The organism is Sorangium sp. So ce204 (genome assembly GCF_051526795.1).
Classification (GTDB): Bacteria; Myxococcota_A; Polyangia; order Polyangiales; family Polyangiaceae; genus Sorangium; species Sorangium cellulosum_B.
The window spans coordinates 951969-969184 of record NZ_CP150317.1 but is presented as its reverse complement, the minus strand read 5'-3'; the positions used below and the strand labels follow the sequence as shown (position 1 = coordinate 969184).

The 17216-nt window shown below is 70.5% G+C and carries 13 protein-coding genes; all 13 read right to left on the bottom strand.

Features of this window, described 5'->3' with window-relative positions:
* Positions 1–2: 2 nt before the first annotated feature.
* Positions 3–1124, bottom strand: coding sequence for a PEGA domain-containing protein (locus WMF22_RS03585; protein ID WP_438034849.1), 1122 nt, complete (start codon positions 1122–1124; stop codon positions 3–5).
* 14 nt (positions 1125–1138) lie between these two features.
* Positions 1139–2194 carry a hypothetical protein gene (locus WMF22_RS03580; RefSeq protein WP_438034848.1) on the bottom strand — a complete coding sequence of 352 codons (1056 nt, stop codon included), beginning with the start codon at positions 2192–2194 and terminating at the stop codon, positions 1139–1141.
* A 29-nt stretch (positions 2195–2223) separates the two neighbouring features.
* Positions 2224–4827, bottom strand: coding sequence for a protein kinase domain-containing protein (locus tag WMF22_RS03575; protein ID WP_438037232.1), 2604 nt, complete (start codon positions 4825–4827; stop codon positions 2224–2226).
* Entirely contained in the window at positions 4827–5315 is a 489-nt protein-coding gene (locus WMF22_RS03570) for a hypothetical protein (protein ID WP_438034847.1), read from the bottom strand. Before WMF22_RS03570 ends, WMF22_RS03575 begins: the two co-directional genes overlap by 1 nt.
* A gap of 255 nt (positions 5316–5570) precedes the next feature.
* Positions 5571–5822 (bottom strand): hypothetical protein, encoded by a 252-nt coding sequence (locus tag WMF22_RS03565; RefSeq protein ID WP_438034846.1) that lies wholly within the window; start codon positions 5820–5822, stop codon positions 5571–5573.
* 328 nt (positions 5823–6150) lie between these two features.
* The gene (locus WMF22_RS03560) at positions 6151–6972 is read right to left on the bottom strand and encodes an ATP-binding protein (RefSeq protein ID WP_437297344.1); all 822 of its coding nucleotides are present in this window, start codon (positions 6970–6972) and stop codon (positions 6151–6153) included.
* Positions 6969–8558: an IS21 family transposase gene (gene istA, locus WMF22_RS03555; protein ID WP_438034845.1), complete on the bottom strand. Its 1590-nt coding sequence runs from the start codon at positions 8556–8558 to the stop codon at positions 6969–6971. The genes WMF22_RS03560 and istA overlap by 4 nt, the downstream gene beginning before the upstream one ends.
* Positions 8559–8694: 136 nt before the next feature.
* A complete protein-coding gene (locus tag WMF22_RS03550) occupies positions 8695–9114 on the bottom strand; it encodes a hypothetical protein (RefSeq protein WP_438034844.1) in 420 nt (139 codons plus the stop codon).
* Between the two features lie 1072 nt (positions 9115–10186).
* Positions 10187–11764: a PGRS family protein gene (locus WMF22_RS03545; RefSeq protein ID WP_438034843.1), complete on the bottom strand. Its 1578-nt coding sequence runs from the start codon at positions 11762–11764 to the stop codon at positions 10187–10189.
* Positions 11765–11784: 20 nt separating this feature from the next.
* Positions 11785–12816: a PEGA domain-containing protein gene (locus tag WMF22_RS03540; protein ID WP_438034842.1), complete on the bottom strand. Its 1032-nt coding sequence runs from the start codon at positions 12814–12816 to the stop codon at positions 11785–11787.
* Positions 12817–13312: 496 nt separating this feature from the next.
* Entirely contained in the window at positions 13313–14902 is a 1590-nt protein-coding gene (locus tag WMF22_RS03535; RefSeq protein ID WP_438034841.1) for a hypothetical protein, read from the bottom strand.
* Between the two features lie 28 nt (positions 14903–14930).
* Entirely contained in the window at positions 14931–16058 is a 1128-nt protein-coding gene (locus WMF22_RS03530; RefSeq protein WP_438034840.1) for a PEGA domain-containing protein, read from the bottom strand.
* Between the two features lie 14 nt (positions 16059–16072).
* Positions 16073–17203, bottom strand: a complete 1131-nt coding sequence (locus WMF22_RS03525) for a hypothetical protein (RefSeq protein ID WP_438034839.1) — start codon at positions 17201–17203, stop codon at positions 16073–16075.
* Positions 17204–17216 lie beyond the last annotated feature (13 nt).

Below are 17216 nucleotides of genomic sequence, written 5' to 3'. Positions count from 1 at the left end.
CTTCACCATGCCCCCTGCACCACAATTCCCCTGTAACCCACCTGCGTTTCGGGCAGGACACGCACCTTGCTTGCCGCCTTGGTCCCCGAGCGCGGCCACAGCGCGTAGGTCACGGCTGCAATGGCGAGCACGCCCGACGCCGTGTACGCCACGGTGGCTGCACGCCCGAACGTGTCGACCCTCGAAGCCGTCGATCGGAGCTCAGAGCACGCTTGACTGTATGCAGCCGGTGCATCCGGGCAACCGCCCCCCGCCTTGAGGATCGCATCCGCTTGCGCGTGCCCATCTGCGCTCGCGTTGTTCGACGCCACCGTCATCGCGATCCCCACGCCGAGCCCCACCGCGCTCGCCGCCCCCAGCGCGATCACCGGCACCCAGTTCTTCTTCGGCGGCGGCTCTACCGGCCCCGCCGGCGGCTGCCCCATCACCGGCGCACCGGCCCCCACGCCCGCCGCGCCCGCGCCCCCCTCCGGCGTCGCCCCCGCCGACGCCTGCGGTGCGGCCTTCACTGGCGTTATCGCCAGCTTCACCTCCGCCGTCCCTCCCTTCGCCACACCCACCGTCTGGCTCGCCGGCTCGTAGTCCGGATGTCTCGCTTCCACCCGGTGCTCGCCGGGGTCGACGAACACCTCTCCTTCCAGCGGCGCCCGGCCCACGTTCTTGCCATCCACCAGCACTTCCGCTCCCGCTACGGTGACCGACACCGTGAGCGCACCCACCTGCGCCCGCGACTCCGCGAGCCACTGCTCCGCTCTCGGCTTCAGCTTCGCCACCGCCTTCAGCAGCGGCCAGTTCCTCAGCGCGAACGACAGGTACTGCGCTGCTTCTCGGTGCTTCTGCAGCTTGTATTCCGTGTTCCCGAGGTTGTACGCCACGTCGAACGTCGGGTTCAGCTCCCAGGCCACCAGCAGCGCCGCCTCGGCTTCTTGGTACTTGCCCTCCAGATAGAGCGACTTCGCTTTGTCGACGAGCGCTTCGGCGCGCTTCGCCGCGTCGGCGCCGCTGGCAGGCCCCGTCCCTGGCGCGGCAGGCGGCGCCGCCGGCTGCGCGGCAGCGATGTCAGGGTCGGCGATCAAGGTCGCAACGGTCAGCAATGCAACAAGCGATCGGCTGGTCATCATCATGGCTCCACGCGGTCTCACTCCATCCATCCTTCGTCTTGTGGCCGCTCCGTGGGCGCCGGCGCGGCCGGAGTCTGCGGTCGATGCGGCACCACACCCGTCGGCCGCGCGGGCACAGGCGTCACCGGCGCAGGCGGCGCTGGCGGCGCTGGCGGTTGGCTCGCCGTCGCGGTGTCGTCGAGGCTTGGCTCGACCGCATCCGGCGGTCCCGGCACCACCGGCGCCAGCAGCTCCGAGGCCTCCGGCGGCGCCTGCGTGCTCGGCGCCGGCGCCCCGCTCGACGGCAGCGCCGGCTCCGGCTCTTTCGGCGGCTCCTCTCGCCCCAGGATCCTCGCCAGCACGAACGGGCCGCTCACCGCGATCACCGCGAGCAACACCATCAGCCACGTCGGCATCCACTGCCGGCGCTTTCCCGTCGTCTCCGTGGCGGCCGGCGCCTTCGGCACCGCGACCGGCGGCGGCGTCACGGGTAGCAACGACGATGGCAGCAGCGCCTTGTCGATCGGCGGCAGCGCTCGATCCGCCCACTGGCTCGGCGCCGTCGCGCCCTGCGGCGCAGCCGCGCCCCCGAACACCGGCACACGCTGCGTCATCGTCGCGCCGTGGTGCGCCGCCGCCGCCCCGTGCTGCACCGCCGCGCCATACTGCACCGGCACACGCTGCGTCATCGTCGCGCCGTGGTGCGCCGCCGCCCCGTGCTGCACCGCCGCGCCGTGCGGATGCGCCGCCGTCACCAGCGGTCCTGCCGGCTGCTGCGCCGTCGCCGGAAACGGCGGCGGCACAGCTTGCGCCGGCGCCGCTTGCGCCGGATACGGCGGCGGCGCCGCCTGCACCGGCAACGGCGGCGGCACCGCGGGGTGCCCCTTGGCCAGCGCAGGCACCACCGGGAACTGGAACAGCGGCTGTCCCGTCGGCTTCTGCTGCTGCATCTCCGTCAGCGCGCGGTCCAGCTCCGGATTGTTCTGCGCCTGCCGCAGCTTCCGCTCCGCCACCTCCGGATCCGCCTCGCGCCGGATGCTCTCGAGGTCCGGCAGGTACTGCCGGATGTCGTCGCTGTCCTTGTTGCTGCCCATCGAAGACCTCTCTCCTCAGCGACCACACACTAGAACGGCCTGCACCCCGCCGTGGCGCATGGCCCGGCCGGCTTCGCGCCCTGTTGCTTCGCAGGCGCCGCCGGCTTCGCGGGCGCCGCCTTCTTCCGCTCCTCGATCACCCGCAAAAACGACGGCTTCTGACGCTTCGGCATCGGGTAGAACTCCTCGTCGTCCTCCGCCGCGGCCGGCGCTGCCTTCACAGGCGCCGCCTTCGCTGGCTCTGCCTTCACCGCCGCCGCTTGCTCCTTCGGCGCCGCCGCTTGCTCCTTGCGAGCAGGCGCCTCAGCCTCCGCTGCCGCCCCTGTCTTCTCCACGGCTCCGTCCTCCACCGCCGCCTCGGCCGTGCTCGCCGCCTCCGCGCTCGCCGCCTCCGGCGCGGGCGCCTCCGGCACCGCCTCGGCCGGCGGCGCCGCCACCGGCACCGTCTCGGCCGGCGCTGCCGCGCTCGCCGTCGCGCTCTCCACCGGCGCCGCCGTTGCCGCCGGCTCTCCCGTCACCGCCGCCGGCCCGGCGTCGCGCGCCGAGCGCAGCCCCAGCACCACCCCCACGCCCCCCAGCGTCAGCGCCAGCGCCACCAGCGGTGCCAGCACGTACGCTTTCGGCGCCCGCCGCGGCTGCGTCAGCAGCGCCGCCGGCGCCGGCGTGGTCGGCGTCTCTTTCTTCAATGCCTCCACCGGTCCCGCGCTCGGCGCCGTCACCGAGCTCGGCGCCACTGGCCGCGCCGCGACCGGCTGCGCCGCGACCGGCTGCGCGGCCGGCTGCGGCGCCGATGCCGCTCGTTGCATCTCCATCAGCGCCGCCGGCGGCTTCACGTACGGTGCCCCTGCTTCCGGCCGCGGCGGCGCCGCCGCCGCTGGCTGCTGCGCCATCACCGGATACCGCGGCGACGCCGCCGTTGGCTGCTGCGCCATCACCGGATACGGCGGCGACGCCGCCGCTGGCTGCTGCGCCATCGCCGGATACGGCGACGACGCCGCCGCCTGCGGCCCCGTCACCGGCAACGGCGGCGGCGCTACGTACTGCGGCGTCACGTACGGCGGCTCGACCTCCGGCCGCGACGGCACCGCCGCTCGGTGCGTCTCTCTCCACGACGGCTGCGACGGCGCTACGTACTGCGGCTCCATCGCCGCCCTCGGCGGCGGCACCGCGTAGCTCTCTGCCCTCACCTCCGCCGCCCTCGGCGGCGGCACCGCGTAGCTCTCCGCCCTCACCTCCGCTGGCCTTTGCGGCGGCACCCCGTACCCCTGCGCTCCCGCCTGCGGCAGCGGCGGCGGCCCCGTCCGCTGCGCCATCCGCTCCGCCCACGTCCCCCCGAGCTTCGCCGTCGACTCCAGCGGCTTCAGCGCCGGCAGCGGCTCCGTATGCCCCACCCCCCGCCCCCGCGGCACGCGCGACGCCGGCGCGAACGGCAGCGCGCTCGCCGGCGCCACGAACTGCTCCAGCGGCGCCGTCTCCCCGTGCACCACCCGCCTCCCTCGCCTCTCTCCCCTCTCCTTCTCCTCTCCCGCCGCCGCGCTCCCTCGCTGCATCCCGCCCTCCACGCTCTTCCCGCGCGCCTCCTCCGTCTCCTCCTCGCCCGCCCGGCCCGCCGCGCCCCTCTCCTCCTCCACCGGCGCGCTGTCCTCCAGCGCCACCCCCGCGAACGCCGCCTGACGCTCCGCCTCCATCCGCTCCCGCGCCAGCCGCTGCGCCAGCACGTGCCCCGCCGGCACCGTCTCTCTCAAGAGCCCCCGCAGGTCCCGCGCCACGTCGTCGAACCTCGGATACCGCTCCTCCCGGTCGATCGCGATGCACCGCGCCACCACCGGCCACACGAACTCCGGGCAATCCGGCACGATCTCGTGCACTGGCTCCGGCGCCGCAACAAGGTGCCCTGTCAGCGTCTCCTCCGCCGTCGCCGGCTCGCTGTCGTCCAGGAACAGGTGCTTCCCCGTCAGCACCTCATAAAAGATCGCTCCGAACGCGTAGATGTCCGTACGCCCATCCGGCCTCGCCCGCTCCACGCGCTCGGCCTTCCTCGAGCTCGTGTACAGCATCTTCACCTGCTCCGGCGAGATGTACCTCACCGTCCCGACGTCCGGCAGATCATCGGTGTTCATCCCCCCGTCCGCGAACTTCGCTATCCCGAAGTCGAGCAGCCACACGTGCCCTTTCGCGTCCGCCTTCGTCCCCACCATGATGTTCTCGGGCTTCAGGTCGCGGTGCCATATCCCCTTCGAGTGCACGAACGTCATCGCGTCCGCCACCTGCAGCATCACGTGCATCGCGCTCAGGAAGTCCAGCCGGTACGCCTTGTTCAGGAGCTTCCTCAGCGTCCTCCCCTCGAGGTAATCCATCACGATGTACGCCACGTGATCCGGCGACACCCCGGCCTTCTTCATCCGCACGATGTTCGGGTGCTTCAGCTTCGGATAGAACTTGCACTCCTGCCGGAACCGCCTCGCGAAGTCCTCTCTCTTCAGGTGCCGTGGCAGCATGCACTTGATCGCCACGACATCCTCCGAGTAGTCCTCCACTGCCTTGTACACCTCTCCCATCCCACCCGCGTCGATCACCTCCGTGATCCGGTAGTCAAGGAACACGTCCCCGGCCTTCAGCGCCTCCCGCGCCATCACCACACCCCCATCCCGCGCAGCACCAGCGCCGCGATCGCCGAGAACACCACCGTGCTCGCAAGCGTCAGCCCCGCGAACAGCCGCGCGTCCACCGGCGCCGTCCCCGCCTCCACCGCCACGCCCGCCACCCCCGCGCCCGCCCCCGCCCCGCTCGTACCCTCCGGCCCCGCCTCGAACCACGCCCTGCTCTCGGGCCCCCACCCCGCCTCCGCCTCCGCCGTCCGCGCCGCTCTCCCGCTCCCGTCCTCCTCCGCGAGCTCCGCCCCGATCCGCCCCAGCTCCGCCGCGAACGCCTCGGCGCTCTGGAACCGCTCCTCCGGCCGCTTCGCCAGCGCCTTCAGCACCGCACGGTCCAGCGCCCCCGGGAGCCGCTGCGCCGCGTACCGCGACGGCGGCGCCGGCGTCTCCACGACGTGCGCGCGCAGCAGCGCCAGCGCGTCCTCGACATGGGCGAACGGACCGTGCCCCACAACCAGCGTATACATCAGCAGCCCCACCGCATACACATCCGCCCGCGCATCCACAGGCTGAGATCGACGAACAAATCGAAATGGAAATGCATAAGGTAGAAGAATAAGAGAGGAGGATGCCCTCCCCCGGTCGGTGCTCGGCGCTTCGCGCCTGCGCGCCGCCCGCCCCTCCCAAGTCCCGCGCTACGCGCGGGACGGGAGGGGTCGCCCCGCCATAGCGTCGCGGTCCTCTTGTCCTTGATCACCGCTCCTCCTACTGACTCCCAATCGTCACATGTCGCCGACGCGCGCGAGAAGGCACGTCACCTGCTCGCCGTTCTCATGAGCGCAGTCCATCAGCAGACTCGCCGTCAGACGCAGATCACGGTGCGCCGCGAGAATGGCGGTGATGCGGCGCTCGGCCACAGCACTCCAGAGGCCGCCCGAGCACACGAGGAAAACGTCACCCGGCTCCGTGTTCTCGACCTGGGTTTTCATCTCCACCGCCGCCTCGCAACCCAGCGTGCCACGTTTCAGGGTCATGGGGCCACCCCGTTTCAGTGTCATGGGGCCAGGGGGAGACGACGTGATCGGCCTCGACGATGCCCGAGACCGCGAAGCGTGTCGAGGTCCCCGGAGCCGGGAGCGAAGCGACCGGCGACGTCTCTCTTTTTTGCAGGGTCATGGGGCCACCCAGGCCCCCTGGTAGGCTCTGGCGGAGAGCAGGGGCCACGACGCTCACGAACAGGTCCCCCGGCCCCCGCGGCACCGGCGGTTACCTCGACGAGGGCGGGCCAGGCGCGCCGCGGGGAGCGAGGGGGTCAGAGGCGGCGCGGCCCCGGGGGCGACGTCCTCGCCGGGACCGCAGCGGTCATCGACGCTTGGTGCGTGGATGGGTGGGCGGCTTGCCGCGCGCGGGCCGCGGCGCGGCCGTGCTGCTCTCGTCGAGCTTCGGCTTGAGCCGTGGCCTGTACGACTCGCCCTCGATGATGAAGTCGAACGCCGCGTTCTTGAACCGATCGACGGCGCTCTGCGCGAGCAACACGTCGTCGAACATCCCGAGCCACTCGGCCGTGTCGCGATTGCTCGTGACGATCATCGACCCGCGGCCCGTGCGTTCGAGGAAGAGCTGGTAGACGTCACGGCTCTCTTCCTTGTTCATCGCCTCGAGCGCGAAGTCGTCCAGGATGAGCAGGTCGACGGTCGTGAGCGCGATCATCTCGGCGTCGCGTGAGTTGTCGAGCCTGCTCTGGCGCAGCCTGCGCAGCATCGCGTCGGCGCGCAGGAAGCGCACGCTGTAGCCGTGCTGACACGCGAGGTGTCCGAGCGCGTTGGCGAGGAAGGTCTTGCCCACGCCGACGGAGCCGAGGATGACGATGTGCTTGTGCTCTTCGAGGAAGAGCAGGCTCGTGAACCCACCGAGCAAGCGCCTATCGAAGCTCACCTTCGCGGTCTTGTCCCAGAGCTCCAGGCGCATGCTTGGGTCGAGCCCGGCGTCGCGCACGCGGCTGTCCGTCGCGCTCGCCTCGCGGCGCGCGATCTCGTCAGTCAGCAGCATGAGCAACATCTCCTCGTGCCCCATCGACTGCTTCTCGGCGAGCAGGAGGCGCTCACGCAACGTCGCTGCGATGCGGCCGAGACGCAGCCGCTTGAGCGCCGTGACGAGCGCAGGGTCGACGTCGTTGGCGCTCATCGCACCTCCTCCTTCGTCACGGCAGCCGCCGTCGTACGTGTCGCGAAGTGCTCCGTGCTGCGCGCGAACCGCGGCGTGGGGAGCGCAACGACCTTGCGGTCCTCGGTCGACGGTGACGCGGCCGGCTTCGCCGTCTCGAGCATGCGCGTCACGCGCTGCACGTCGACGACGTCGAAGGCGAGCGCGCTCTGGCAGATCGCCTCGACGCGCCCATCACCGAACTTCTTGCACAGCCGCAGCAACGCATAGACGAGCCGCATGCGCGTCCAGGGCAGCGGCACGTCGAGCAGCCGCTCGGCGTAGATGCCGACGTGCGCCCCGCACTTTCTCGCGCTCGCGACGAGCGAGGCCACGTCGCGCACCGCCGCGACGGCCTTGCCCGTGGGGTAGTCGCTCGGGTCGGTGGAGCGCTTGCCCGGAGCGACCCGCGCGTGCAGCTTCACGAGCTCGGTACCCGCGTAGATTCTCACCGACGCGCGGTCGGCGCGGACGCGCACCGTGCTGCCGACGTAGCGCGTGGGCACGCTGTAGAGCGACCGGAGGACCTGCACATGATGGTCGGGGTGCACCTTCGCGTCAGTCCAGTGCGGCACGTCGAACGGCGCTTCCGGCGCCGGCCTCATGGCGCCCTTCTCGCGTGACTCGAACACCTCGCGCGGCACCTCGCGTGTCGTGCCGTGGATGCGCGCGCCGGCGACATCGCGACACCACAGCTCCGCGGATGCGCGGGCCTCGTCGAGGCTGGCGAACGACTCGCCGTCGAACCAGCTCTCGCGCACGTAGGCGACCTGGTTCTCGACGCGCGCCTTGTCTTTGGGCGACCTGACGCGTGCGGCATCGACGAACAGCCCGCGCGTCTGTGTGTAGTCGAGGAAGGCCGGCACGAGCACGACGGCGAGCTCGTCGGCGCGCAGCACGATGGCCTTCATGTTGTCCGGCAGGATCACTCGTGCCATCGCACCGAAAAACTTCCACGCCGTGTCCAGGCCCGCGCACACCGCCGTGGTGGTCTGCTCGAACGACGGCCACACGAACTGGTAGCGGCTGTACGCGAGCGTCACCACGAGCACCCACAGATTGCGAACCCGCTGCGTTGCTGGGTCGAACAGTCTTCCCATCAGGCCGAAGTCGACCTGCGCGATCTCGCCGGGCTCGGTGTCCGCGACGCGAACCGTCGGCGTCTTCTTGCGCCACGCGAGCTCCTCCATGGCGAAGCGCCGGAGCGTGCCGTAGCTCGCGCTGACGCCGTGATCGCGCTTGAGCAGCACGTGGATCTTCGTCAGCTTCAGCGGCCGGGGCTGGGCGAGCCAGGCCTCGATACGTGCGCGATGCGTGCCGATCTCTTTCCACTCCTCGCTCGTGTCGGGCACGGGGCGCGCCTGCACGCGCTGGGCGATCGCGTGGATCTCCTCGTCCGTCGGCTCGCGGTCACACGGCAGTGGCAACGTCGTTGCAGCCTCGAAGTACCTGCCGACCGTCTTGCGATCGAACCCTGTCGCGCGCGCCACATGACGCGCGCTCTGCCCCGCCGCACGACGGCGGAGCATTTCCTTGATGTCAACCATGATCAGCTCTCGGTAGGGCATCGGCCTCCTTCCGACGGCGACCCGCGCCGTCATCGGAAGGAGCCCGTCTCAGATCCCGACCTCGGCGTCCCGAGCTGGCCCCATGAGGCTGCAAAAAACCTCGGAAGCTGGCCCCATGACCCTGAAAAAAACTGGGTCACGCCCCCGCGCGGGTGGCCCCATCCTCCTGGATTTGGGGTGGCCCCATGACCCTGAAAAAAACGCCGTCAGGTGGCCCCATGAGACTGAAAACTGGCACCAGCGCGCGCGGCGCCGCCTTTGCATGTTGTACCAGCATGGCCAGCGCATCCGGCGAGACGGTTCCATCCGACACGCCACCGTCCAGCGGCACGAAACCACGCGTTCGCTCCTCCAACCTGCCGCCACGGAATCGATAGATGCGCATCTCGCCGACGTAAGCGATGTACACCGCACCCGGCGCCAGCAGCACACCCGCGAAGCTCACCGGCGCGCCGCTCCGGCCCGGCTCCGGACGATCGCCCTCGGGGCGGAAATGACATGTTCGACGAGGACTCATCATGAGCCGCACTTCGTCCCGACACTGCGGTGCAGTCATCTCGCCAGCACCCGCTCCTTCCACACTACCCTCCAAGCATGCGTGCACCAACTCAACAGCAGTACGGGAGGCAACCTCTCTGCCAAATCCACCCGTGACCAGGAACAGCCCCAGACAGGGTAGCTCACCAGAACGCTCCTCGTTGCTCGCACGACGCCTCGACACGGGGGCATCCGCCCCCGCCTCGATGGCGAGCATTGGACACACCATCGTCCACCTCGCACGCTCGTCGCAAGGACGAGCCGAGTCAGGGCGCACCACGCTCGCGGTGCGCCGGTTTCTACTCTGTCGCCCAACGCACCGCGCCGCCGCCGTGCGCCCTCGGCGTGCTCAGGCCGTCAGCGGCTGCTCGCTCAAGCTGAGAGCTCGCGACGGGACCTTTCGCTCAAGCGCTCAAGAATCCTCGCGCACGAGACGCGCCAGTCGCAGCATCTTCAGCAACAGCCGCCTACAGCGGCCCTTGCTCCGCCTGCTTCGCCTACCCGCCCTCGGTGGAATCTTCTCCCGCCCAGGGCTCAGCCGCAGCGTCGGTCGGCTCCCCGACCGGGATGCAAGCTCCTCCATCACCGCTTCCCAGGCCGCTCGCTTCGCGATGCAGTGCTCGCAGTGCAGCTCAGGGTCCCACTCCACATCTTCGAGGCCCAGCCTGCGCACCCACATCCGCTCCCACTCCCCCATCCCGCTCGGGCTGGGGCTGCGGCGTCTTCCGGAGGGAGGGACATCGTTTCCGCTGGACTTCCGGCGCATCGGCAGGGCGCTCCTTGGGCTCGCGCGGCGCCCATTCTGCCGGCAACGGAAGCGCTCGCCAAGGGCTTTCTTCGGAAATCGACGGCTTTTCAAGTAGTTACGCCCAGCCATGAGGGATTGTCACTAAATCGTACGGTCTCCTCACTTTCTCCCCCGCTCGCCGGTAGTAGCGGCCCACCAGACTCTGCTCGCCGCCGGGCACCTCACCTGCGGGGCACACCTCTCCCCTTCGATCGCGCTTCTCGCGATCGCCAGCCCTCCTTCCACGCTTCGCGGCGACGCGAGCGGCGCCATCAACGACGCCGCCCGCTACCTCACCGCTCGCTCACGGAAACTCCTGCTCCGCCGCCGCCGTGCCTGCCGCGCCAGCGTTCTCGGACACGTTGCTGCTTCCGCCGGGTCCTCCAGCGCCGGGCGTGCCCGGTTGCAGCATCGTCTGCCCTTCCTGCTTCACCGCCTCGCCTCGGTATGCGATCGCGAGCGACGGCCCGCCGAGGCCTCCTCCTCCTGGACCGCCGTTGCCTCCCTGGCCTCCCTTCCCGCCATCGCACGCAGCCTTCGAGCCGCCCACGCCGGTGCCGCCAACGCCGCCGAGACCGCCAAGCCCACCAGGCTGAAGGTCACCGCCGGCGCCTCCCTTGCCTCCTTCGCCCGCCTTCAACACGCAGTCCTTCAGCGTCACCTTCCCGTCCACGCTCGCCAGTGCGATGCTCGCTCCTCCCGCTCCGCCGCCTTGGCCGGGTAGCCCGCCGCAGCCACCGGGTCCGCCGCTGCCTCCGCTCGCTCCAGCTCCCGGCATGGCCCCCGAGCAGATCGCCGCGCCGCCCTTCGCACCGCCACCTCCGCCCCCACCTTGCCCGGGCGTACCCGCTTTGCCGGGTCCGCCGCTCACGCCCGCGTAGCCCGACGAGCTCAGCGTGCCGAGGCCGCTCGCGGCGTCGCCGGCTTTGCCCTCGGAACCGTTCGAACCATCGTCGCCTCGGCCATTGGGTTCAGGCCCGCTGCAACTCCAAGCCCCTTCCGGCGGTTCGCCGACACCTGCCGCTCCAAAGGTTCCGCTCTGGCCTACCTGCCCAGAATCGCCGTTGTTCACCTTCCCATCGCCACCTTCGCCACCGATGGTCAACGCACCACCACATGCGTTTTCGACCTGCTCCCCGCCAGCTAGCGTGGAATCGGGTGCTCCCGATGTATCCAGATCACTGCACGCGTTCGTGCCGGCATTTCCAGGCAACGCCTGCTCCGGTGCCTCGGGATCCGCATCCTCTCCCTTTGTGCCAGCCGCTCCCTTGCCTGCGACCAGCTCGCACCGCACCAGCTCCGCCTCAGCACCATCTACCAGTACCGCAATCGACGACGCGCCCGGCGCCTCCGCATCTGCCGCGCGCACCAACACATCCTCGACCCTCACTGCGTCTTCGCCCCGCGTCACCTTCAGCGCGATTCGCTCTTCCCCCTCTTCCCCGGGCGCCACGACCGTCTTCGCTGTCTTGCCGATCCAGACCCAGCCGTTCGCGCAGTCGAGGCCACCGAAGAACTTCACGCCCGCAGGCAGCTCGATCGCTTCCTCGAACGTCTCGGCGCACGCATAGACCCCCGTCCCATTCCCGGCGGCGCGCCGCACCCCCTCGGCGAGCGTCGCGACCGGCTCGGCCCGGGTACCTAAGTTCTCGTCGTTGCCTGTCGAAGCCACGAAGACGCCGCACGTCTCGTCCACGGCGCCGTCGATCTCGCTCGGCACGCATCCGGCAGGGACGACTTCGCTGCCCCTGCCCCGGTATTTCTCGCACGTGAGCATGAGCTCGCAGTCGTTCTCGATGTGGTACCAAAGCCCATCGCAACCACTTGCAATCAACACAACAGCGACGGCCGATCCAAGCAGGGTTCGCCCAAGCGTTCTCATCGTTCGTTCTCCGGCTCGACTCACCACGTGCTCACCATCACAACGCCAAGGCCATCAACCCGCGGCGCGGGCAGTACGAGCAGCGCTCTCGACTTCTCACCGCTCGTCACTGGCCACACGGCGTAGGTAACGGCGGCAACGGCGAGGACGCCCGACGCGATGTAGCTGCCCAACGCGACATCCCCCAGCAGACCTGCGCGCTCACCCGAGCGATGGAGCTCCGCGCATCTCTCTGCGAACGACGGCGACGCGAGGCAACCTCCGCCCGCGACAAAGATCTGGTCCTTCTGCGCGCGAGCCTCCGAGTTCGCGTTGTTCGACGCCACCGTCGTCCCGATCCCCACGCCGAGCCCCACCACGCTCGCCGCGCCCAGCGCGATCGCCGGCACCCAGCTCTTCCCCGGCAGCGGCGGTGGCGGCTCCACCGGCGCCGGCGGCTGTCCCACCACCGGTCCACCACCCGTCGGCCCCGCCGCGCTCCCGTCCCCCTCCATCTTCACGCCCGCCGACGCCTGCGGCGCGGCGTTCACCATCGCCATCGACAGCTTCACCTCCGCCGTCGCGCCCTTCGCCACACCCACCGTCTGGCTCGCCGGCTCGTAGTCCAGATGCCTCGCTTCCACACGGTGCTCGCCCGGGTCCACGAACACCTCACCCTCCAGCGGCGCCCGCCCCACGCCCTTGCCGTCCACCAGCACCTCCGCTCCGGCCATGCTGACGGTCACCGTCACCGCACCCACCTGCGCTCGCGACTCCGCGAATCGCTGCTCCGCTGTCGGTTTCAGCTTCGCCACCGTCTTCACCAGCGGCCAGTTCCTCAGCGCGAACGACAGATACTTCGCTGCCTCACGGTGCTTCTTCAGCTGGTACTTCGTGTTCCCGAGGTTGTACGCCACGTCGAACGTCGGGTTCAGCTCCCACGCAGACTGCAGCTCAGCCTCCGCCTCCACGTACCTCATCGACGCCATCGCAGTCGATGAGCCGCGCTCTTCGCACCACCCCACACGCGCTGGCGCGCAGCACAGAACTACCGCGAGAAGATAGCTGCCCACCCCCGGCCCGTGCTCGGCGCTACGCGCCTGCGCGCGGTCCGCCCCTCCCCCGTCCCGCGCTGCGCGCGGGACGGGAGGGGTCTCGCCTGCAACGGCGGTTCGGGGTCCAGCGGGGCGGCGCGCCCATACCCCTGCGGTCGCGCCTCGAAACTCTCTTACCGCGCAAAAGCGATCTGCTGCCGGGCTCCCTTCAGCGACCGTCGGATAACATCCGCTCTCGCGGCCCGACGCAGAAGAAGTCAGCAGATCAACGGTCCCTCCGCCCGCGCCTTGGGCAGTCCACTCGGTGGTGGTGAAGTTGTCAGCGCCGGGGAGCCCACCGTGCCGCGTCTCCGCGACAAAAGAGTCCCTATCACCCCGGCGCGGGGTGCGTCCAACCATTTCTTGTTCGCTCCTTCAGCTCAGCTGCTCGCGGAGCAACGCGCTCGTCCGTCGCTCCTCCGCATTGCGCTCAGCCACGAAGAATTCCCACTCATTCTCACCACGCCGCATCACTTCACTGGCCGCAGCTCGCCTTGCCCGTGAAGTCCCAGCATTCTCCGCGCACGCCTACCTCGCCGGCATTCCCACCTGGCGCCATGCCTCCGCCTTCGCCCGCTGTGCCCTCAATGAAGTTCACCAGCGTTACCGCAGCGCCCGGCGCCGCCGCATAGGCGATGCCCACCGCGTGGCCGCCTCGGCCGCCTGCCCCGGGGCCGCCCTTGCCTCCTTGACCGCCATCTCCGCCTCGGCAGCCGAGAGATCCACCAAGGGGTGAAGCAGCGCCACCCGCCGCACCGCTGCCTCCGGGCGCACCATCCCGACCCCCGGCTCCGTTACCCCCTTTGCCCCCCTTTCCCACCGCGATGCTCACCTCCTTCAGCACAAGCTTCGTCCCGAGGCTAACGATCCCGATGCTCGACCCGCCGGCCTGCCCGCCGTTGCCTCCCATACCGCCACAGCCTCCAGCGCCACCCCCGCCGCCACTCGCGCCGGGGCCCTCCACGGTGTTCGCGCCCGCCGGGCAGAACAGGCCGGCCTTTGCGCCACCGCCGCCTCCTCCCCCTTGACCTCGCTTGCCAATTCCGCCTTCACGGCCATCGCCCCCAACAATACCGGCCAGCGTCAGCTGCGTGTCGCTCCTAGCCTCGCCGACTTCGCCGCCAGCGCCGGGCAAGCCATCTTCTCCGCGCCGGCAGTTGGCGTCGGCTTGCCCAGCGCCACCAATGCCCGACGCGTCCGGGTTCGGCTCCAGCAACGGCACGCCATCGGCACCTTTATCTCCATTGCCGTCGCTCATGCCAGGAATCCCGCCGAGTCCACCGGCTCCGCCATGCGTCTCGCCGTCCTCGCACATCGTCACGCCGGCGTCGCCGCCTCTCACGGCCGCCGGCAACTCGCACGCATTCGACGGCCGGGTCTGCTCCGTGTCTGGCGCACTGGCTCCCGCCTGCGACGCCTTCGTCGGCGTCGTGCCATTCTCTCCGGCCATCCCATCGCCCGCCGTCACATCCACCTGCGCGAGTTCCGCCTCGACGTCCGCCACCACCACGCCGATCGACGACCCGCCCGGCTCCGTCGCGCTCGCCGCACGGATCGCGAAGCTCCTCACCGTCGCCCCGCTCGCGCCTTCCGTCATCGTGAGCGCCACCGCGCCCGCCGGTCCCTCGATGGCGCTACGCGTCTCTTCGCTCCACGTCCACCCCGCGTCGCAGTCGAACCCCCCGATCACCTCGACCTCAGCCTCGATCGTCACGCTCTCAGCGAACGGCTTGCTCGCGCACGCAAGCACCCGCTTGCCGTTCGCGTTCGCCACCGCCTCTCCGAGCGATGCGTACGGATTCGCCTTCGTCCCATCTCCCCCCGCTTCCGCCGCCGCGCTCGCGAACACCGCGCACTCGTCCGTCACCGTGCTCGCGTTCCGCGCCGGGTCCGCCTCGCATCCGGGGTTCGGCTGTCCGCCGCCCGCTGCTTGGAGCCAGTCGTGTTGTGGGCCCTTCAGCATGTAGTCAGGGTCGCTGGTCAGGCCGATCGACAGCGCGTCGCACCCGACGGCCGCAAGCACCGCGCAGAGGGTGCCAGCCGTGATGCCACTAAGTCTTTTCACGTTCGCATCCTTTCCTTCCCGCCGCTGCTCACCACACACCAACGACTCCCAGACCTCGCACTCCTTGCGCTACCCAAGCCGTCGGCAGCACACCCACCGCGCTGCTCGATGCAGATGAGCGGGGCCACAGCGCATAGACCAACGCACCTGCGGCCAGCGCACCGGACGCCGCATAGGCCACGACGGCTCCGGTACCGAACGTTTCAGCTCGCCCCGCTCTCTCGTCGAACGTGCTGCACGCACTCGCAACATCGCTCGGCGCGTGAACGCACCCAGGCCCCTGCGACAGGATCGCAGCGCGCTGCGCATCCGCGTCGCTCCGCGCGTTACTGGACGCCACCGTCATCCCGATCCCCACACCCAGCCCCACCGCGCTCGCCGCGCCCAGCGCTATCACCGGCACCCAGTTCTTCTTCGGCGGCGGCGGCTCCACCGGCCCCGCCGGCGGCTGCCCCATCACCGGCGCACCGGCCCCTACGAACGACCCGTTCGTCCCCCCATCCGTCTTCACGCCCGCCGACGCCTGCGGTGCGGCCTTCACTGGCGTTATCGCCAGCTTCACCTCCGCCGTCCCTCCCTTCGCCACACCCACCGTCTGGCTTGCCGGCGCGTAGTCCAGATGCGTCGCCTCCACCCGGTGCTCGCCGGGGTCGACGAACACCTCGCCTTCCAGCGGTGCCCGGCCCACGTTCTTGCCATCCACCAGCACTTCCGCTCCCGCTACGGTGACCGACACCGTGAGCGCACCCACCTGCGCCCGCGACTCCGCCAGCCACTTCTCCGCGTTCGGCTTCAGCTTCGCCACACCCTTCAGCAGCGGCCAGTGTCTCAGCGCGAACGACAGGTACTTCGCTGCTTCCTTGTGCTTCTTCAGCTGGTACTCCGTATTTCCGAGGTTGTATGCCACGTCGAACGTCGGGTTCAGCTCCCACGCCGCCAGCAGCGCCTCCTCGGCCTCTTGGTACTTGCGCTCCAGATAGAGCGACTTCGCTTTGTCGACGAGCGCCTCGGCGCGCTTCGCCGCGTCGACGGGGCTGGCAGGCGCCGTCCCTGGCGCGACGGGCGGCGCCGCCGGCTGCGCGGCAGCGCTGTCAGGGTCGGCCATCAAGGTCGCAACGGTCAGCACTACAGCAAGCGATCGGCAGTTCATCATCATGGCTCCACGCGGTCTCACTCCATCCATCGTTCGTCTTGTGGCCGCTCCGTGGGCGCAGGCGCGACCGGTGCCTGCGGAACGGGCGGCGCTGCACGCGTCGGCCGCGCGGGCACAGGCGACACCGGCGCTGGCGGCGCTGGCGGCGCTGGCGGTTGGCTCGCCGTCGCGGTGTCGTCGAGGCTTGGCTCGACCGCCTCCTCCGGTCCCGGCACCACTGGCGCCAGCAGCTCCGAGGCCTCCGGCGGCGCCGTCGCGCTCTGCACTGGCGCACCGCTCGGCGGCAGCGCGGGCTCCTGCTCTTTCGGGGGCGCAGCTCGCTTCAAGATCGTCGACAGCAAGAACGGGCTGCTCACCGCGATCACCGCCAGCACCACTATCAGCCACGTCGGCATCCACTGACGGCGCTTTCCCGCCGGCTCCGTGGCGACCGGCGCCTTCGGCACCGCGACCGGCGGCGGCGTCACCGGTAGCAACGACGACGGCAGCAGCGCCTTGTCGATCGGCGGCAGCGCTCGATCCGCCCACTGGCTCGGCGCCATCGCTCCCGGCTGCTGCACCGGCGCGCCCTGCGGCGCCGCCGCGCCCCCGAACACCGGCACTCGCTGCGTCATCGTCACGCCCTGCGGATGCACCGGCGCGCCCTGCGGATGCACCGGCACTCGCTGCGTCATCGTCACGCCCTGCGGATGCACCGGCGCGCCCTGCGGATGCACGGGCACTCGCTGCGTCATCGTCACACCGTGTTGCGCCACCGCCGCGCCGTGCTGCACCGGCGCCACCCCGTGCTGCGCCGCCGCGCCCTGCTGATGCGCCGTCGTCACCTGCGGTCCTGCCGGCTGCTGCGCCGTCCCCGGAAACGGCGGCGGTCCCGCTTGCGCCGGATACGGCGGCGGCGCCGCCTGCACCGGCAACGGCGGCGGCACCGCGGGGTGCCCCTTGGCCAGCGCAGGCACCACCGGGAACTGGAACAGCGGCTGTCCCGTCGCCTTCTGCTGCTGCATCTCCGTCAGCGCGCGGTCCAGCTCCGGGTTGTTCTGCGCCTGCCGCAGCTTCCGCTCCGCCACCTCAGGATCCGCCTCGCGCCGGATGCTCTCGAGGTCCGGCAGGTACTGCCGGATGTCGTCGCTGTCCTTGTTGCTGCCCATCGAAGACCTCTCT